The organism is Streptomyces sp. NPDC043427 (genome assembly GCF_056436655.1).
In genome coordinates this window covers 68,723-86,109 of record NZ_JBWKCC010000043.1, presented here as the reverse complement: position 1 = coordinate 86,109, position 17,387 = coordinate 68,723, and the positions used below count along the sequence as shown (strand labels likewise).

14 protein-coding genes and 2 pseudogenes are annotated in these 17,387 nt (G+C 69.1%); 8 read left to right on the top strand and 8 right to left on the bottom strand.

Annotated features, from left to right (window positions below; all coding sequences use genetic code 11):
• The coding region (locus AC067M_RS42425) for a DNA-directed RNA polymerase subunit alpha C-terminal domain-containing protein (protein WP_478702342.1) at window positions 1-486 on the top strand (486 nt) is incomplete at its 5' end.
• Between the two features lie 129 nt (window positions 487-615).
• Here the strand turns inward: AC067M_RS42425 and AC067M_RS42420 are convergent.
• The 3 genes and pseudogenes from AC067M_RS42420 to AC067M_RS42410 form a co-directional block, all read right to left on the bottom strand.
• Window positions 616-812 (bottom strand): annotated as a pseudogene (locus tag AC067M_RS42420) (cation transporter); the annotation flags it as partial.
• A pseudogene (locus AC067M_RS42415) lies at window positions 757-984 on the bottom strand (hypothetical protein); the annotation flags it as partial. The pseudogenes AC067M_RS42415 and AC067M_RS42420, both read right to left, overlap by 56 nt.
• 238 nt (window positions 985-1,222) lie before the next feature.
• Window positions 1,223-2,449 carry a PucR family transcriptional regulator gene (locus AC067M_RS42410; protein WP_478702341.1) on the bottom strand — a complete coding sequence of 409 codons (1,227 nt, stop codon included), beginning with the start codon at window positions 2,447-2,449 and terminating at the stop codon, window positions 1,223-1,225.
• Window positions 2,450-3,045: 596 nt separating this feature from the next.
• Here AC067M_RS42410 and AC067M_RS42405 point away from each other — a divergent pair.
• Window positions 3,046-3,711 carry a haloacid dehalogenase type II gene (locus tag AC067M_RS42405; RefSeq protein WP_478702340.1) on the top strand — a complete coding sequence of 222 codons (666 nt, stop codon included), beginning with the start codon at window positions 3,046-3,048 and terminating at the stop codon, window positions 3,709-3,711.
• A 40-nt stretch (window positions 3,712-3,751) separates the two neighbouring features.
• Entirely contained in the window at window positions 3,752-5,035 is a 1,284-nt protein-coding gene (locus tag AC067M_RS42400; protein ID WP_478702339.1) for an NAD(P)/FAD-dependent oxidoreductase, read from the top strand.
• 536 nt (window positions 5,036-5,571) lie between these two features.
• On the opposite strand, the gene AC067M_RS42395 is transcribed toward AC067M_RS42400, so the two are convergent.
• Window positions 5,572-6,351, bottom strand: coding sequence for an NAD(P)H-dependent oxidoreductase (locus AC067M_RS42395; RefSeq protein ID WP_478702338.1), 780 nt, complete (start codon window positions 6,349-6,351; stop codon window positions 5,572-5,574).
• Between the two features lie 139 nt (window positions 6,352-6,490).
• Between AC067M_RS42395 and AC067M_RS42390 the strand changes: the two genes are divergently transcribed.
• Complete coding sequence (locus tag AC067M_RS42390) at window positions 6,491-7,339, top strand: helix-turn-helix transcriptional regulator (protein ID WP_478702337.1); 849 nt, start codon at window positions 6,491-6,493, stop codon at window positions 7,337-7,339.
• Window positions 7,340-8,294: 955 nt separating this feature from the next.
• Here AC067M_RS42390 and AC067M_RS42385 read toward each other — a convergent pair.
• The 3 genes from AC067M_RS42385 to AC067M_RS42375 all read right to left on the bottom strand — a co-directional run bounded on the left by AC067M_RS42385 (window position 8,295) and on the right by AC067M_RS42375 (window position 12,855).
• Window positions 8,295-11,288 carry an aminotransferase class III-fold pyridoxal phosphate-dependent enzyme gene (locus AC067M_RS42385; protein WP_478702336.1) on the bottom strand — a complete coding sequence of 998 codons (2,994 nt, stop codon included), beginning with the start codon at window positions 11,286-11,288 and terminating at the stop codon, window positions 8,295-8,297.
• Window positions 11,289-11,510: 222 nt separating this feature from the next.
• The gene (locus AC067M_RS42380) at window positions 11,511-12,470 is read right to left on the bottom strand and encodes an alcohol dehydrogenase catalytic domain-containing protein (RefSeq protein ID WP_478702335.1); all 960 of its coding nucleotides are present in this window, start codon (window positions 12,468-12,470) and stop codon (window positions 11,511-11,513) included.
• A gap of 100 nt (window positions 12,471-12,570) precedes the next feature.
• Window positions 12,571-12,855 carry a hypothetical protein gene (locus AC067M_RS42375; protein WP_478702334.1) on the bottom strand — a complete coding sequence of 95 codons (285 nt, stop codon included), beginning with the start codon at window positions 12,853-12,855 and terminating at the stop codon, window positions 12,571-12,573.
• Between AC067M_RS42375 and AC067M_RS42370 the strand changes: the two genes are divergently transcribed.
• Window positions 12,830-13,087, top strand: a complete 258-nt coding sequence (locus AC067M_RS42370) for a hypothetical protein (RefSeq protein ID WP_478702333.1) — start codon at window positions 12,830-12,832, stop codon at window positions 13,085-13,087. The two genes, AC067M_RS42375 and AC067M_RS42370, sit on opposite strands and share 26 nt — an antisense overlap.
• 182 nt (window positions 13,088-13,269) lie before the next feature.
• Here AC067M_RS42370 and AC067M_RS42365 read toward each other — a convergent pair whose 3' ends face one another.
• Window positions 13,270-13,587, bottom strand: a complete 318-nt coding sequence (locus AC067M_RS42365; protein WP_478702332.1) for a hypothetical protein — start codon at window positions 13,585-13,587, stop codon at window positions 13,270-13,272.
• Between the two features lie 143 nt (window positions 13,588-13,730).
• On the opposite strand from AC067M_RS42365, the gene AC067M_RS42360 reads away from it, so the two are divergent.
• From AC067M_RS42360 to AC067M_RS42350, 3 genes are read left to right on the top strand one after another with little or no spacing between them, the layout of a single operon-like run.
• Window positions 13,731-14,255 carry a PadR family transcriptional regulator gene (locus AC067M_RS42360; protein WP_478702331.1) on the top strand — a complete coding sequence of 175 codons (525 nt, stop codon included), beginning with the start codon at window positions 13,731-13,733 and terminating at the stop codon, window positions 14,253-14,255.
• On the top strand, window positions 14,252-14,944 hold the full coding sequence (locus AC067M_RS42355) for an ABC transporter ATP-binding protein (protein WP_478702330.1): 693 nt from the start codon (window positions 14,252-14,254) through the stop codon (window positions 14,942-14,944). Before AC067M_RS42360 ends, AC067M_RS42355 begins: the two co-directional genes overlap by 4 nt.
• Window positions 14,941-17,286: an ABC transporter permease gene (locus AC067M_RS42350; protein WP_478702329.1), complete on the top strand. Its 2,346-nt coding sequence runs from the start codon at window positions 14,941-14,943 to the stop codon at window positions 17,284-17,286. Before AC067M_RS42355 ends, AC067M_RS42350 begins: the two co-directional genes overlap by 4 nt.
• The last annotated feature ends 101 nt before the right edge of the window (window positions 17,287-17,387 follow it).

Sequence of the window (17,387 nt, the reverse complement as noted above, 5' to 3'; positions counted from 1 at the left end):
GTCGAGGCGACTCGTGTCGAGCAGCGCACCGACTTCGACAAGCTGATCGTCGACGTCGAGACCAAGCAGGCGATGCGTCCGCGTGACGCCATGGCCTCCGCCGGTAAGACGCTGGTCGAGCTGTTCGGTCTCGCTCGTGAGCTGAACATCGACGCCGAGGGCATCGACATGGGTCCGTCCCCCACGGACGCCGCCCTCGCCGCTGATCTGGCGCTGCCGATCGAGGAGCTCGAGCTCACCGTCCGTTCGTACAACTGCCTGAAGCGTGAGGGCGTCCACTCCGTGGGCGAGCTCCTGGCACGCTCCGAGGCGGACCTCCTGGACATCCGTAACTTCGGTGCGAAGTCGATCGACGAGGTCAAGGCGAAGCTGGCCGGCATGGGCCTGGGTCTGAAGGACAGCCCGCCCGGATTCGACCCCACCGCCGCCGCTTTCGGTGCGGACGACGACGCGGACGCGGGTTTCGTGGAGACCGAGCAGTACTGAACGCTGCGCTGCGCCGGCCATAGAGACAGCGTGGTGGGCGGGCCTCGGACCGGCTGACACTGCGCCACGCGATGCCCCGGTGCCGGCGGTCGGGCCGGCGCCAGGGGCGGGACCCCGCCCCTGGCCCAGTCATGCTCGCCGAAGCCCTGGGCAGGTGCAGCAGCAGTCACAGCCAGGTCGGGAGCCGCATGCGTCGCCCGCCCCGGCGCCGGCGTCGAAACCGTTGCGGCGGACGGGGCGCAGCATCCCTTGCCCTGCCAGGCGTCGCGGCCTTCTCTTACCGCGAAGGCCGCGATAACGAGGGAGGCGACGGGGTCGGCCCAGGAGTTCGAAGACTCCCTTCCGTACCGTTGTCTCGCTCACCCCTGCGGCACACGCGACGGCCCGGACCCCTCCGTACCCCAGCGGCCGGGGCTCGGCGGCCGGCCCCAGCCGCTGCTGCCGCTCATTCAGATCGTGGCTTCCCGCAGCAGTCGCGGTACTCAGAGTCCGGACGATCGTTGAAGGCTGACTGGCCAGGCATGGCTATCGTCAGGAGCTCCCCGGTACAACACCGATCGGCACCGGATCCCGGCTACTGCGGTGCCGGCGGAGCCGTCGCTCGGGCTCTCCGCTCTGATGAGTTGCACGGGGAGGCGGTACTCCGTCTCCGTCACCGTGACGTTCCCTATGCGGTGACGTTCCCTATGCGCGATCTCCGTTCAGAGACCCCTAAGGCCCGCAGCGGTTCGAGCTGTTATTCCTGTGTTGCGCGCTGGCGGAGGAAAGACTGCCCCGGGGCGGTCCTGATCCATTCCGTGGCCATGGCGAGCAGCGCCGCGTCGCGGGGGACGGACAGCTTCATGCCCGTGGCGTTCTCGACGGCCTGGAGGCGGTTGCGCACCGTGTTGCGGTGTCGGTACGTCCGTTCGGCGACTGCGGCGATGGAGCCGAGCGTGAGGTAGTGACTCAGTGTTTCGATCAGGCTGTCGTGATCGCGCATCTCCATCAGTGGCGCGAGTACGTCTCGGGCCATGACGCCGGTGAGCTCCTCGTTGCCTGACATGATCGCGCCGATCCAGTGGAACCGGATGGGCCGGAGCCCTGGGCCGGCGCTGCTCCGGATCGCCGCGCGAGCCAGCCTTACACCGCGGGGCGTTTCCGCCAGACTGTCGACGTCGACGGTGCCACACCTCCAGGCGCTCAGCGGTTCGAGGTGGTCGTGGACGGCTCCGCTCGACCGGCGGCCCCGGTTGACCACACCGAGGAGTTCGTCGCCGAAGTAGCCGAAGTGATAGGGGAGATTGGCTCGCCGCAGTGCCTCGCGGCAGTCGATGAGGGCGCGGTCGCTGGTGGGGACTCCCTCGGCCACGACGACGACGAGAGGCGCGTCGGCCGGGATGCCGAGCTTGGCCGAGGCGTCGGCCACGACGGCGGTGTCCCGCTCGCCTTCGAGTACCAGGCGCTCGAAGGCGCGGCTGCGGACCTGGTGACGGTGGCTGGTTAGTTCGCGTTCCGCGCGGTGATAGGAGGCGACGACCTCGACGCTGTTGGCATCGGTCGCCTCCCAGATCAGCAGCAGACCATCGAGGAATCCCGGGTCGTCGGCCAGACCCTGCCTTCGGCCTTCCGAGACGATCGCCTCCCACAGAATGCGGAAGTCCAGTTGGAAGGAGTGCACCAGCGCCGGGAGGGGGAAGCCCTGCTCGGCCCGGTCTCGGCCCACGTCGGCGGTTGCTCGCGCCACGCCCGGGGGGATGGGGCCGCCGGAGAGCCGAGTCAGCGCCAGTTCGAGGGTCCTGCGCATACCGGCGAGCTTCACGGCCGGGTCCACCGGCATGTCCGCGTACGCCTGCTCCTGTTGGTCCAGGCGGGCCTGGGCCCTCGTGGCCAGCTCGTCCAGGCGCTCGGCGAGGAGCGTCCTGGCGATCGAACGGACTGCCTCAGCGTGCCGCCCTGGGCCGTGTCCCTCTGAAGTCTGCATGCGTCCTCTGATCGGTGTCACATGGTTGATGGCGCCATGAGCTATCCCTGAACATGCGAGCCATGCGTCACGACAGGAAGCCTGTTCGTACGCAAATGGGCGACATATGTACGCATGCACATTCTAGTGCGGTCAAGGCGTGTCACCAGTCCATTGAGGGGCGCTGCCTGTCGGTGCTTGCTGCACTGTCAGCACTTCACCCCTGGAAAGCCAGGGTGTCCCGTAGCCGCGTCCATTCCGGCCCCACCGATGCCTTCCGGACCGGGGCTGGCCGATCAGCTTCGGTACCGCGGTCATCGGCGAACGGGATCGGACGGGATCAGACTCGAGAAGCACCCGGAACCGGCTCCGACCGTCCCCTCCCCGATGTGCACCGTGCACAAATCCGCCGTCGGAACCCCGGACTCGTGCCCATGGACTGTGCGCGCTGCCGAGCGTTGGATTCAAGACACTCCCCCACAGTTCACTTCCGGACCTCGTGCCGTCCAGCCGACCCATGAGAGTGAGAAGCCTGGCACGACTCCTGGAGGGCCACTACGGCATCACCGTGACAGAACGACCCACACAGCGAGACCCACGAATCGAGGCTGAACAGCATGCGAGAGATCGTCACCTTCGACGCTTACGGCACCCTGGTCGACTTCCAGCTCGGCCCCACCACTCTCAAGGTCCTGGCCGACCGGCTGGACCTGGACAACCTGGACGTCGACGAGTTCCTCGACGACTTCCGCGTCATGCGCTTCCAGGCCGTCCTGGAGGCGTACCGCCCCTTTCACGAGGTCCTGCGCTCCAGCCTTCGGATGGCCATGCGTCTGCACGGTCTGGAGTACCGCAGGTCGGACGGTGACGCGCTCGTCGAGGCCGTCCCCACTTTCGGCCCGCACCCGGAGGTTCCGGATGCCCTGCGCGCGCTGAAGAGCAAGTATGAGATTGCCATCATCTCCAACAGCGACGACAACCTGATCGCCCGGAACGTCGAGAACATGGGCGTGGAGTGGGATTACGTCATCACGGCCCAGCAGGCGGGTGCGTACAAGCCGGATCTGCAGGCGTTCGAGTACGCGTTCAAGATCATGGGCGTCGAGCCGTCCCAGGTCACCCACACCGCCCAGGGCTGGGAGTACGACCACATTCCGACCCGCGACCTCGGCCTGAAGCGCCGGGTGTGGATCAACCGCAGCGGCCGCCTCGGCAGCGCCGACTACCAGCCCTACGACGAGCTGCCCGACCTGTCGGGCCTGCCGCAGCTGCTCGGCTGCTGACAACACGGCGACACAGGACAGAACACAGAGGACGCACGTCATGAAGCAGATCCCCTACTGGCTCGACACCGCTCCCGCCCTGCCCGACCGGTCCGGAAAGGACCTGCCGGACGAGGCGGACGTGGTGGTCATCGGCGGCGGCCTCACCGGTCTGTCCACCGCCTACCACGCCGCCCGCAAGGGCGCCCGGGTCGTCCTCGTCGAGAAGGACAAGGTCGGCTCAGGCGCCTCCGGGCGCAACGGCAGCCACTGCAACCCCGGCATCACCATCAGCCCGGCCGAGGCCCGCAAGCGCTACGGGCAGGAGCGTGCCCGCGAGATCTACGACGCGTTCCGCGACGCTGTGGACCTCGTCGAGGAGCTTGCGGTCAGGGAGAAGATCGACTGCGACTTCCACCGTGCCGGGCGCCTCGGTGTCGCCTTCAAGCCCCAGCACTTCGACGCCATGCGGGCCAAACAGCGCGACCTGGCCGAGAACTTCGGCCACGACACCGTGTTGCTGAGCAAGAGCGAGCTGCGCGCCGAGCTCGGCTCGGACTACTACCACGGCGCCCTGCTGGACCCGCTCGGCGCAGCCCTGCACGTGGGCAAATTCGTGCACGGCATGGCGGAGGCCGCCGAACGGGCCGGCGCGGAGATCCACGAGCGGAACGCCGCCACCGGCCTCAGCCGTCTGCCCGGCGGCGGTTTCCAGGTCGAGACCCTCAATGGCAGCATCCGTGCCAAGCAGGTCATGGCGGCCACCGACGCCTACACGGACAAGGCGCTGCCGTGGTTCCGCAAGCGGCTGATCAACGTCGGCAGCTTCATCATCGTCACCGAGCCGCTGGGTGAGGCGCGCGCCAAGGAGCTCATCGCCAACGGCCGTCTGGTGGTCGACTCGAAGAACATCGGCCACTACATCCGCCTCACTCCCGACAACCGTCTGGCCTTCGGCGGCCGGGCCCGCTTCGCGCCCTCCGACCCGGCCTCCGACGTCAAGAGCGGAGACATCCTCAAGCGGGAGATGGCAGAGATCTTCCCGCAAGTGGCGGGCGTCCGCGTCGACTACGTGTGGGGCGGCATGGTCGGCTTCTCCTGGGACCGTCTGCCCCACGCGGGCGAGGCCAACGGCCTGTACTACTCCATGGGTTACTGCGGCCACGGCGTCCAGATGGCCACCTACATGGGCCGCGCCGTCGCGGAGATGATGGACGGCAAGCCGGAGGCCAACCCGCTGCGCGGCCTCGGCTTCCCCAAGGTCCCCGTCCCCTTCTACAACGGCACCGCCTGGTTCCTGCCGTTCGGCGGTGCCTACTACAAGGCCAAGGACCGCCTGCGCTGAGACCACGGTGACGTGGCACCGCCGGGGCCTTCTGCGGAGCGTTCGCAGAAGGCCCCGGGCCGTTCCAGGCCAAGGGGACGCCGTGTCGGCCTTCGCCCTACCGAGCGGTGAGGCGAACTGGTCGCCGCTCATCCGAATGCGCCGACCTGGCTTTGTCCACGAGAATGGACAGCAGATGTACACCGCTTCCGGAGGCACCTCGATCGGCGACTGTTCGATGTTCACGAGAATGAGCAGCACGCTGTCTGCACCCGACGGGCCCGCCCGTAAGCGCGCTTGTGTCCAGGGACGGGAGCCGTCACGCCGGTCTCCGAACTGAAGGCGCAGGGGTGCACCGTCCCGAAGGAGGGCGGCGCAGCCCGATTTGCGGTGACGGACGTGACTGCCTGTCGGGTGCGGCTCGAGGCCGGCTCCGGTTCAGCTGTGGAGCGGGGGTGGCCCGTGGCCGAGAGCAGGTAGCTGGCCGCCACTGCCACCACGGCCCTCGGACTGCTCTCGGGTCCGCGCCTCAGCTCGTCCTGTTCCATCGCTGGCGGTCAGCCGCGCACGTGCAGCCCGAAACCCGTGCGGCCCGCCGGTTCCAGTCCCTCCTTCAGGTGCAGCGAGGGGATCTCGTAGTCGCCGAAGTTCTGCCGCCGGAATGTGATCGGCTCGGTCGACTCCAGGGTGAGCAGGCGCTGTTCCCAGGCCTTGGCGACGTCCGAATAGTCCTCGCCGGTCATCCGGTCAGCGCCGTACACCACGAACGGCGGCAGCACCTCAATGCCCGGGTAGTAGAGGATGCCGTGCTGGATCGGGAACAGCAGATCGTCGATGGGGCCGTTGATCCCGCGAGCGGCGTAATGCGACTCCGGCCCGCCGGCGGTCACCGACAGCAGAGCCCTCCTGCCCGCGAGGGTGCCTTCGCCGAAGCGCTCGCCGTACTTGGTGTCGCTGTGCTCGCCGACGCCGTAAGCGAAGCGGTAGGTGAACACCCGGTCCACCCAGCCCTTGAGGATCGCGGGCATCGTGTACCACCACAGCGGGAACTGGAAGATGATCGTGTCGGCCCACAGCAGCTTCTCCTGCTCGGCGAGGACGTCCGCGGTGAGCGTCCCGGAGTCGAAGGCCCGGCCCGAGTCCAGGGCGACCTTCAGCGGACGTGAGGCCTCGGGGCCGTAGTCCGCGGCGTCCACGACCGCCTTCCAGTTCATCGCGTACAGATCGCTCACCCGTACCTCGTGCCCGGCGTTCAACAGCGTGGACACCGCGAGATCCTTCAGCGAGCCGTTGAGCGACTTCGGCTCCGGGTGGGCGTAGACGATCAGCGTCTTCATGGGAACTCCTTCGGATCGGATGCCTCCGATCCTGGGCGCCGCGCCGCCCGGTGTTCAGGGGCTCCTCATCCATCGGACGGGACTTCCTGGTAATGGCAGGACCACCCTCACGGGCCCCCGCCGAGGCCATACTGGGCACATGGACGATCTTGCGGGCTTCCTGCGGACCCGGCGTTCCCGGGTCGACCCGGCGGCCGCCGGCATCCCCACCGACAGCCGCCGCCGGGTCGAAGGGTTGCGCCGCGAAGAGGTCGCGCACCTGTCCGGAGTCAGCGTCGACTACTACGTACGCCTGGAGCAGGGCCGCGCGACCCAGCCCTCCGAGCAGGTCCTCGACGCCCTCGCCCGCGTCCTCGGCCTCGACGAGACCGAACGCGGGCACCTCTACCGGCTCGCCCGGCAGCGCCGCCACCGCGCGAAGGCACCGAGCGGGCGGGTCCGACCGGAGCTGCTGCGCGTCCTGGACCTGGTAGCCGACGCACCCGCGCTGATCATGAACCACCGGCTGGACGTACTCGCCGGGAACCGCCTCGCCGGACTCCTCTACGGCCGCCCGATGCCGGGCCTGAACACCGCCCGGCACATCTTCCTTGAGGAAGCCGAGCGCGGCCTGTACGCGGACTGGGAGAACTGCACCCTCGACGTGGTCGGGCACCTGCGCCTGGCCGCAGGCAAATACCCCGAGGATCCCCGCCTGGCCTCACTCATCGGCGAGCTGGCGATGGGCAGTGAACGCTTCCGCCGCCTCTGGGCCCGCGCGGACGTGCGCGCCCGCACACATGGACGCAAGGCGTACCGGCACCCCCTGGTCGGACTGCTGGAACTGCACCAGGAGAACTTCGCGCTGCCGGACGAATCAGGCATCGAGCTACTGGTGCTGTCCGCGGCCCCCGGCAGCCCAGCCGAGGACGGACTGCGCCTGCTCGTCGGCCTGGGCGCTGACAACGGCAATGCACATCCCCCAGTGAACGCCCAGATCCGCGAGTAATTCAACGACGCCCCCACCGCCGGGAACCCCCCAACACACAAGAAGCCGGGATGGTGCTGGCCGCTGTCGTGTCTGCTGGACAGTTCGATTTCTGTGTGCGGCGGGGTGCCTCCCAAAGTGCCGTACATCTGCTGCCCATTCTCGTGGACAAAGCCACCGACCGAAGCCGTCTGTCGGGACGATGCGGAGGAAGGGGCGCCTGGGTTGACTCAACAGCTGGGGGCGACCGCAGTGGCAGTTCCCGTCCAGTTCCTGCAGAACGTGGCCACGGGCTCAAGTGCCCTCAAGTCGGTCGTGCTCGCGGCGAGGCTGGCGCGCGGCTGGTGGGGGACCTGATGGGCCGTATACCGGTCACTTGGGCCGAAGATCTCACACCCCTTGGCCCTCGCCGGAGGTCAGCGTCCGGCACCTGACCCGCCTGTTCACCGCGCGCCTCGGCATGCTCCGGCACGGGCCGGAATGCACGGGCCCTGCGCCTGTTCGCGGCATCACAGGTGTAGGCGACACGACATGAGAGCCCGCGCCAGGGCAGCCATTCGGGGGCAGCGGACGGCCGATGGCTGGGAGGGACACAGGCGTGATCGGACTGGGAACAGGGTTCCGGCGCTGGCCGCTCTCGGGGAAGACGTAAGGGGCGAGTTCGGCAAGCTGAGCCGTGAGCCGGCGGTCTGCTCGCTCGACGCGAGGGCGCCGGGGGATCTTCCGTTTGCCATGACCAGCGGGAAGTTCCACCATTTAGGTTGCCCAGGACGCCCAGGGTTCGCGACGGATGAAGCGGGTGTGGATGGGCGAGCGAGTCCTCGTCGGCCGCCATGCCCAGTGCCGCGACAGGCAACGTTCGCCCTGTCACGACGCCCGGCGCGCCCTCTCGGCGCACCAGGCACAAGCCCAAGTACATCCAGTACGAGGGCTTGTACCCGGCACTCCCCCAGCTGGGAACGTGGTGCCAGGCGTGCTACGGACGGGAGAGTTCGGGCAGGGACAGGACCTCCCCGAGCGCCTCGACGTAGAGGTCGGCGTGGTCGCGCCGGAAGGTCATGGGCGGCTTGATCTTGAGGACGTTGTCGTGCACGCCGTTCGGGAAGACGACGACGCCCCGCTCTTTCATCAGCTCGGTGACCCGGAATGCCTCCGAGGTCGCCGGCTCCTTGGTGTCGCCGTCCCGGACGAGTTCCACACCGAGGTACAGCCCCTTGGCACGGACGTCACCGATGAGCGGCTGTTGTTCCTGGAGCTGTCGCAGACTTCGTGCGAAGTAGTCCCCGACCTCCGTGGCGTGCGCCCGCAACCCGTCGCCCTCGACGATGTCCAGTACCGCTTCGCCGATGGCACAGGACACCGGGTTGCCGCCGAAGGTGTTGAAGTACTTCATGCCGGTGTCGAAGGCGTCGGCGATCTCCCGGGTGGTCACCACGGCGGCCAGTGGATGGCCGTTGCCCAGCGGCTTGCCCATCGTCACGATGTCCGGGACGACCCCCTGCAGTTCGAAGCCCCACCAGGGCCCCAGACGTCCCACGCCGACCTGCACCTCGTCGGAGATGCACAAGGCCCCTGCCCGCCTGGCGGCGGCGAACGCCCCGGCCAGGTAGCCGTCGGGGAACACGATGTTGCCCGCCGACCCCATCAGCGACTCGGCGATGAACGCGGCGGGGCGCCGCCCGTCGGCGTCGATACGTTCGATCACTCGGGCCGCGTCGCGCGCGTATTTCGTTCCGGCGTCACGGTCGTCGTACCCGTAGGCGCCGCGGTAGCGGTCGGGGATGGCCACCTCGTGCGTGGTGGGCGGGGCTCCCTGGCCGCCAGGTCCCTTGTACCGGTTGGGGCTGATGCCGGTGACGACACCGGTGTTGCCGTGGTAGGCGCCGTCGATGTTGACCACGTGCCGGCGGCCTGTCACCTGGCGGGCGATGCGCAGGGCGAGGTCGTTCGCCTCACTGCCCGAACAGACCAGGAAGACGACCTCCAGGGAGTCGGGCAGAGTGGCGGTCAGCTTCTCCGCGTAGGTGGCGATCTGTGGATAGACGAACCGGCTGTTGGTATTGAGCCTGCGCATCTGGCGCAGCGCCGCCGCGGTGACCCGGGGCTCGGCGTGGCCCACGTGCGTGACGTTGTTCAGCGAGTCGAGGTAGCCCAGGCCGTCCTCGTCGTAGAACCACACATCGCGTCCGCGGACGAGGTTCATCGGTCGCGTGTAGTAGTTGCGCTGCGAGCGGGCGATGCGGCGGGACCGGATGGCGAGCACGTCGTCGACCCTCAGTTCCGTCTGCGGTGTCCGGCCGAGGCCGGGCGTGGGGTCCGGCGCGAGCCGGCGCCAGGCGGCCCGCTGGGACGGGGCGATGCGGCGGGGCGGGGGCCAGGCGGCGAGTTGTGCCGAGTTCAGCACCTGGATCTGCACGCCGGCTCCCAGACCGGGCTCGACGTCACCGTGGCGCACGGTGCCGACGGTCTCTCCCGCCTTGACGGTGTCACCGCGGCGGTGGGTGCTGTCGATGTGCCACCAGACGGTGTACATCGTGGAGTCCTCGACGTCGTGGCGCATCACCAGCGGCCGTTCGTCCGTGCACACCGCTTCGACGACACCATGGCTCGGGGCAGGGACCTCGGCACCCGCTGCCAGCAGTACGGTCGTGCCGACGCGGACGGTAGCGGGCTCGTGGCGGCCCGGAGCGCGTTGCGCCGCCCACAACAGCGAGGGTTCAAGGTGGCCCAGGATGCCCGGCCGGCCGTCCCGCCGGGCGTCCACGACGGCCCGTACGGCGTCACGGTCGTGCCAGTCGAGTTCGTCGAAGAGGTCGCCGGCCGGTCCTGCGTCGATGTGCACGGCGTCGGCGAAGAGCCCGGCGAAGGCGTCCCCGAGTGCTTCGGCGCAGGGGGACGCCTCGGCCGCCGGCAGGGAGCAGGCGGCACGGAACACCGCTTCGGCGAGCTCGGGCGGTATCTGCGCGAGTTGGCGGATGGTCGGCCACGTGTGCCTCATGCGGGTACGCCCGTAGTCGGATCCAGACTCGGCGACACGCCGGTTCCAGGTGACCGCGTTCATGCACAGGCGAGCTGCGGCCAGCGGATAGACGACCGCTATTTCCTCCGCTGTCAGCGGCAGTACGGTCTGGAAACCGGCCACCACCTCCGCGGCCGCCGCGAGCGGGTCGTCCTTGCGCACCATCGCGTACCCGGCGGCGATCGCCAGCTCAGTGGCCCGCACACTGTGCATGGCATCCCCGACGTCGACGATGCCACTGATGTGCGGCGTGCCGGTCTCATCGGTGTCGGCGAGGATGTTGGCGTCGTTGAGATCCTGATGGACCACGCTGTGCGGCAGCGTGGCGAGAGCGGGCCTGATGCGGTGGTACCAGGACATGATCCGCCGCACATGGGCGGCGTCGTCACCGTCTTCGACGAAGGGCAGTGCGCTGTCGACTATTTCGGACGCGCGGCGCATGTCCCAGTCGTGTGCGGTCAGGCCGTCCTGCCCTTCCATGCCGGACAGTCCCAGGCTCAGCCGGCCGGCCATCACGCCGAGTTCCCGCAGCAGGCCGGCCGGGTGGTGGTCGATGTCCGCCATCACGCGGCCGGGCATCCAGGTCATCACCCGGATCACGTACGACTGTCCCTCGTGCTCGACGTCGGTCTGGAGCCGGCCCGACTTCGTCGGCACGAGCCGCGGGACCGGAAGTGCGGGCGCCGTCTCAGCGAGGTGCAGCAACAGGGCGTTCTGCCACCGGAGATCGGCCGAGTCGGGTTCGGTGCGGGTGACGCGCACGAAGTGCGGACGACCGGACCCGTCCACGACTTTGTGGTTCTGGTCCACCTCCCCGCCGAGCCACTGCTGTTCGGTCATCGTGATGCCGTAGTGGTCCGCCAGGAGCCGGGCCAGAGCTGGTACCGGCAGGAGGGGGACGGACGGTGAGTGGGTGTGGCCGTCGGCGTGGGACGTGGCGGGCCGGGTCATCGCAGGCTTCTCACTCTCGTGGGCCGGCCGGACGGGACGAGGTCCGGAAGCGAACTGGTGGGAGTGTCTTGAATCCAACGCCCGACAGCGCGAAGACTCCATGGGCACGAGTCCGGGGTTCCGATGGCGGATTTGTGCGTGGTGCACATCGACGAGGCGACGGCCGGGCTCCGGTGCCGGGTGCCGGCCGAGTCTGAGCCTCGTTCGCCGATGCCCGGGGTGTCAGGGCAGGAGGAGTACTTTGCCGGTCTGTCGTTGGCTTTGCAGGTATGTGTGGGCTTCGGCCGCCTGTGCCAGGGGGTAGGCGCGGCCGATGACCGGGGTGATCTTTTTGTCTGCCAGCAGTTCCAGGCACAGCTGCTGGTCGCGCAGGGTCGCGCCGCGCACGCTGGCGATCCTCACCTGTTGGCCGATGAGGGCGAGTGCGTCCAGCTCGAGGCGGGATCCCTGGCCGGTCGGTGTGCCCAGGACGATGACCGTGCCGCCGAGCCGTATGCAGGAGAGGGAGAGCTGGAAGAAGTCGTTGCCGCCGACACAGTCCCAGACGGCGTCGGCGCCCAGACCGTGCCTCAGGTCCCTGACCTGTGCCGGCAGTCGGGGATCGGTGGAGCGCACGATGTGGTCGTAGCCGAGCTTGCTGAGTGCTTCGTCGCGGTCCGGCTTGGTGGTGGTGCCGATGACGGTGGCTCCGCTCAGCTTCGCCAGTTGTGCGCAGGCGATCGCCATCCCGCCGCTGGCGCCGGTGATGACCACCGTGTCGCCGGGGCCGACGGGTGCTTGGCGCGCACAGTTGAGCGGGGTGGTGCAGGTCCACATGGTGGCTGCGGCTGTCTCGAAGTCGACGCCGTCGGGGATGGGCAGGATGGCGTCCTGGCGGCGCACGACGTACTGGGCGTATCCGCCGAAGACCTGGTGTCCGGGGTAGGCGGTGTCGACGCACAGGTTTTCGAGGCCGCGTACGCACAGGGCGCACATGCGGCACGGCGGGTGCGGGAGCTGCACCGCCCTGTCGCCGGGGCGCCACCTGGTGACGTTCTCGCCGGTGGCGACGATTTCACCGGCCGCGTCCCGGCCGAGCTGGAACGGCAGGGGCCACGGCGGCCGTCCCGGGAGGGGCTGCGGCAGGTCGCCCGCGCGGTAGCGCAGGTCCCACACGTGCCACTCAGCGCATGAAGCTTCCATGAAGCCAACCGCCGGGCTGGCGCCCGCACCTTCGAAAGCTTCGTACCAGTGGCTTCGTACCGGTGCAGGGCCTCGCTCAACGAGTCCGCTCTTTCGGTGACTACTCCCGGGAGTCCCGCGGTACGTCGGCACGCTGCAGCATGGTGAGCCACTGGGCCACGACGGCGTCGATGAAGTCGTCGGTGACCTGGCCGCGGTCGAGGAAGAGCCGGGCGAGGACGGGCCCGTACAGCAGGGTGAACTCGTCTTCGCTGATCCGGACGCCCGCAGGCTCCAGCAGCCTGTTGAAGCCGGCGTAGCGGTCTTCGCCGATGCGGACGAGTGCCCGGGCGCTGTCGGGGTCGTGGTCGGCCTGGGCGGTGACGGCCAGAGCCGCGGTTCGCACGGCCGGCACGCTGACGCCGGCACGCAGGCTCTTCAGCGGCGCAGCTGTACGGGGCATAGGCGGCAGCCGGCTCTTCACCAACGTCGCGGTCTGGAAATCCACCGAGCACCTTCGTGCAGCGCTCGGCACACCGGAGTTCGCCTCGCACCTGGAGCGCTACCCTGCCGGCACCGTCGCCTACCCGCACCTGTACCAGAAGTTCGCTGTCGAGGGCGTCTGCGAAGGGGAATGACGACAGCTCCCCGATCCCGCCCTGTCGATCGCCGCGCACACGACCGTGGCGAACGGCAATCCCTGGGCGGCGGACGACTCGCGCCGGGCGAGGCCACCCGGTCTCCGAGCAGCAGCCGTACGCTCGGCGTGGCTTGGGCGACCTCCCGCCCCAGTGCCTGGTGGTCGAAGTCGCCGAGTCGGTCAGGTACGGCGATCGACCTCCTTGATCCCGGGGGCCACGCAGGAGCAGTACGACGTCGAGCGCGACGACGTCCCCGTCGGGCAGGAGACAAGGGGATTGATCTCGCACTCGGACACGGCGTTGTCGGCGGCGAGGGAGGCGAGGGCGAGCAGCACGTGGGCGCCGGGCCCGACGGAGAAGTGCGCGGTGTGCGCCGCTTCGCCCAGCAGCACCCGCTTGTCATGCCGCCCCGAACGGGCCCTGCGGGCGGCGAAGTTGGCCCAGCGGGAGTTGTTGCCGACCAGCGGGTGCCGGTCGGTCTGCTCGCGCCCTGCCATGGCCGGGCGGTTCGGGATCGGCCCGTTCCAGAATCGTGACAGGCGGAGGCTTCCCCTCCCTCACCTGCACGGCCGTACGCCCCGCCATGAGCTACACACTCAGCGTATACATGCGGTGTATACACAGCGTGTAGAGTGTGCTCATGTCCATCGGTCACACCCTTTTGGGGCTCCTGGAGTCCGGCCCGCGACACGGTTACGACCTGAAGCGGGCCTTCGACGAGAAGTTCGGTCACGACCGGCCGCTGCACTACGGCCAGGTCTACTCGACGATGTCCCGGCTGCTGAAGAACGGCCTCGTCGAGGTCGACGGGGTCGAGACCGGCGGCGGCCCGGAGCGCAAGCGCTACGCGATCACCGACGCCGGCATCACCGACGTAGAGCAGTGGCTCGCGACCCCGCAGAAGCCGGAGGAGTACCTCCAGTCGGCCCTCTACACCAAAGTCGTCCTCGCGCTGCTCACCCACCGGGACGCCGCCGACATCCTGGACACCCAACGCTCCGAGCACCTGCGCAGCATGCGCATCCTGACCGACCGCAAGCGCAAGGGCGATCTGGCGGACCAGCTGATCTGCGACCACGCCCTCTTTCACCTGGAGGCGGACCTGCGCTGGCTGGAGCTGACCGCCGCCCGACTCGACAAACTCCGTGAGGCTGTGGCCCGATGACGACTTCTCCCCCCGGTTCCCTGCTCACCGCGCAGGACCTGCGCAAGACCTACGGGCACACCCACGCCCTCGACGGCGCCGAGTTCTCCATCCACCCCGGCGAGGTCGTCGCCGTCATGGGCCCCTCCGGCTCCGGCAAGTCGACGCTGCTGCACTGCCTCGCGGGCATCCTGCCGCCCGACTCCGGGTCGATCACCTACACCGGGCGTGAAGTGACGACGATGAGCGACGCCCAGCGCAGCGCGCTGCGCCGCTCCGAGTTCGGCTTCGTGTTCCAGTTCGGGCAGCTCGTGCCGGAACTGACCTGCGTGGAGAACGTCGCCCTGCCGCTCAGGCTGAACGGCACCTCCCGCAAGGAAGCCGAGCGGGCGGCGCTCGGCTGGATGGAACGCCTGGAGGTCGACGACCTGAAGGGCAAGCGGCCCGGCGAGGTCTCCGGCGGCCAGGGCCAGCGCGTCGCCGTGGCACGCGCGCTGGTCACCGGCCCCCGGGTGCTGTTCGCCGACGAACCGACCGGCGCGCTCGACTCCTACAACGGCGAGCGTGTGATGGAACTGCTCACCGACGCGGCCCGCTCCACCAACGCCGCCGTCGTCCTCGTCACCCACGAGACACGGGTGGCCGCCTACTCCGACCGCGAGATCGTCGTACGCGACGGCAAGTCCCGGGACATGGAGCGCGCCATATGAGTCCGCGCCACTGGTCCAGAGACCTGGCCATGGGAGCCCGGTTCGCCGTCACCGGCGGCCGCGAGGGCTGGGTCCGAATGACGCTGACAGCGGTCGGCGTCGGCCTCGGCGTGGCCCTGCTCCTGTTGTGCACCGCGATGCCCAACGTGTTCGCCTCCCGCAGCAAGGTGGAGGACGCCCGCTACGCCAACGTGTACTCCCAAAAGGTCCCGCCCAAGGCCGACAACACTCTCCTGATCGCCGACGCCGACACCACCTGGCACGACGACGACATCCAGGGCCGGCTCGTCGAACCCGAGGGCAGGCGGGCTCCGCTGCCCCCGGGGGTCGACCGCTTCCCGGGCAAGGGCGAGATGGTGGTCTCCCCCGCGCTCAAGGACCTGCTGGACTCGGACGACGCGAAACTGCTGCGGGAGCGCCTGCCGTACAAGATCACCGGAACGATCGGCGAGAGCGGGCTGATCGGCTCGCACGAACTGGCTTACTACGCGGGCGCCTCGGGGTTGAAGCTCTCGGTGACCTCCCTGGTGACGCGGCTGACCGAGTTCGGCAAACCGGACACGCCGCCCGAGAAGACCGACCCGGTGCTGGTGCTCATGGTCCTGGTCGTGTTCGTGGCACTGCTGACGCCGGTCGCCGTGTTCATCGCCGCCGCCGTCCGCTTCGGCGGCGAACGCCGCGACCGCCGCTTGGCCGCGCTGCGCCTGGTCGGCTCCGACCGGGGGATGACGCGGCGGATCGCGGCGGGCGAGGCGCTGGCCGGAGCTCTGCTCGGCCTGGCCGTGGGCACCGGCTTCTTCTTGCTCGGCCGCCAGAAGCTGGGTACCGGCGAGTTGATGGGCGTGAGCGTCTGGCCCAGCTACCTCGACCCCACTCCCGCGCTTGCCGCGCTGGTCGCGGTGGCGGTGCCGGTCGCCGCGGTACTGGTCACGCTGCTCGCGATGCGCGGCGTGGTCGTCGAACCCCTCGGTGTCGTGCGCGCGGCCAAGCAGCGCCGCCGCCGGCTGTGGTGGCGGCTGCTGCCGACTGTGGCCGGCCTCGGGATGCTCTACCCGATGATCGGCCAAGGCCGCAAGAACGGCGACTTCAACCAGTATCTCGTCATCGGCGGCGTCCTGATGTTGCTGATCGGCATCACCGCCCTGCTGCCCTGGGTCGTGGAGACGGTCGTCGTCCGGCTCGGCAAGGGCCCGCTGTCCTGGCAGCTGGCCGTGCGACGGCTGCAGCTGAGCAGCGGCACTGCTGCCCGCATGGTCAACGGCATCGCCGTGGCGGTGGCCGGGGCCATCGCGCTGCAGATGCTCTTCACGGGAACGCAGAGCCAGTACACCGAGAACACCGGCAAGGACCCCAGCCGGGTCCAGATGCAGGTCGCCTTCAGCGGCCCCAAGCCGCTGTCCGGCATCGAGCGCGAATTCACCGGCACCAAGGGTGTCCGGGCCGCGGTGGCCCTGGCCCGCTCCCAGTACGGGGACTCACGTCGCGACCCGGAGAACACCAACGGCCTGACCGTGGGTAACTGTGCCGCCCTGCGCGAACTCGCCACCTTGCCCTCCTGCAACGACGGTGACGTGTTCATCACGCGAACGCGGAGCGGCTACTCGGACCCCAGCAACGCAGCCGAAATCGCCCTGGTGAAGCCCGGTCGGCAGCTCTACATCGACCCGTCGTACGACGGCGCCGAACGCGGCCTCGAGGTGCCCTGGACCGTTCCGGCGAACGTTCGGGAGGTGAACGCGCGCAAGGACTCACTGCAGGACGACACCAGTCTGCTGGTCACCCCCGCCGCCCTGCCCCACAAGGCCGCGCCGGCGGTGTTCTCAGACGGGGTCTACCTGCGTCTGGACCCGTCGGTGCCGGACTCACGGGAGTACGTACGCAACGTCGTCGCCGGCATCGACCCCCTGGCACAAACCTACAGCTGGTCGGCCACCCAGGAGGACGTCAAGTACACCTCCATCCGCACCGGCCTGTTCGTCGGCTCCGCCTTCGTGCTGGCACTGATCGGAGCGAGCCTGCTGGTCTCCCAGCTGGAACAGCTGCGCGAACGCAAGAAGCTGCTCTCCGCGCTCGTCGCCTTCGGCACCCGGCGCCGCACACTCAGCCTGTCCGTCCTGTGGCAGACAGCCCTCCCGGTCGGACTCGGTCTCGTACTGGCCACGACGGTGGGCGTCACCCTCGGCGCAGCACTGCTGAAGATGACCCGTACACCGGTGACCATGGACTGGGCGAGCGTGCTCACCATGACCGGCGTGGGCGCGGCCGTGGTCGGCATGGTCACGCTGCTCAGCCTGCCGCCGCTCCTGCGCATGATGCGCCCAGCGGGCCTGCGCACGGAATAACGCCTCACCACATCCCATGAAGTGGGCTCCTCCTACAAGGAGGAGCCCACCCCTGCACGCAGCAAGCCCGGTCGGCGTCAGCACAGTCACCGTCAGGGCGC

Coding starts and splice junctions, on each gene's coding strand:
- AC067M_RS42410 (WP_478702341.1), bottom strand. CDS start 2,449: ATGCAGACTTCAGAGGGACACGGCCCAGGGCGGCACGCTGAGGCAGTC.
- AC067M_RS42405 (WP_478702340.1), top strand. CDS start 3,046: ATGCGAGAGATCGTCACCTTCGACGCTTACGGCACCCTGGTCGACTTC.
- AC067M_RS42400 (WP_478702339.1), top strand. CDS start 3,752: ATGAAGCAGATCCCCTACTGGCTCGACACCGCTCCCGCCCTGCCCGAC.
- AC067M_RS42395 (WP_478702338.1), bottom strand. CDS start 6,351: ATGAAGACGCTGATCGTCTACGCCCACCCGGAGCCGAAGTCGCTCAAC.
- AC067M_RS42390 (WP_478702337.1), top strand. CDS start 6,491: ATGGACGATCTTGCGGGCTTCCTGCGGACCCGGCGTTCCCGGGTCGAC.
- AC067M_RS42385 (WP_478702336.1), bottom strand. CDS start 11,288: ATGACCCGGCCCGCCACGTCCCACGCCGACGGCCACACCCACTCACCG.
- AC067M_RS42380 (WP_478702335.1), bottom strand. CDS start 12,470: ATGGAAGCTTCATGCGCTGAGTGGCACGTGTGGGACCTGCGCTACCGC.
- AC067M_RS42365 (WP_478702332.1), bottom strand. CDS start 13,587: ATGGCAGGGCGCGAGCAGACCGACCGGCACCCGCTGGTCGGCAACAAC.
- AC067M_RS42360 (WP_478702331.1), top strand. CDS start 13,731: ATGTCCATCGGTCACACCCTTTTGGGGCTCCTGGAGTCCGGCCCGCGA.
- AC067M_RS42355 (WP_478702330.1), top strand. CDS start 14,252: ATGACGACTTCTCCCCCCGGTTCCCTGCTCACCGCGCAGGACCTGCGC.
- AC067M_RS42350 (WP_478702329.1), top strand. CDS start 14,941: ATGAGTCCGCGCCACTGGTCCAGAGACCTGGCCATGGGAGCCCGGTTC.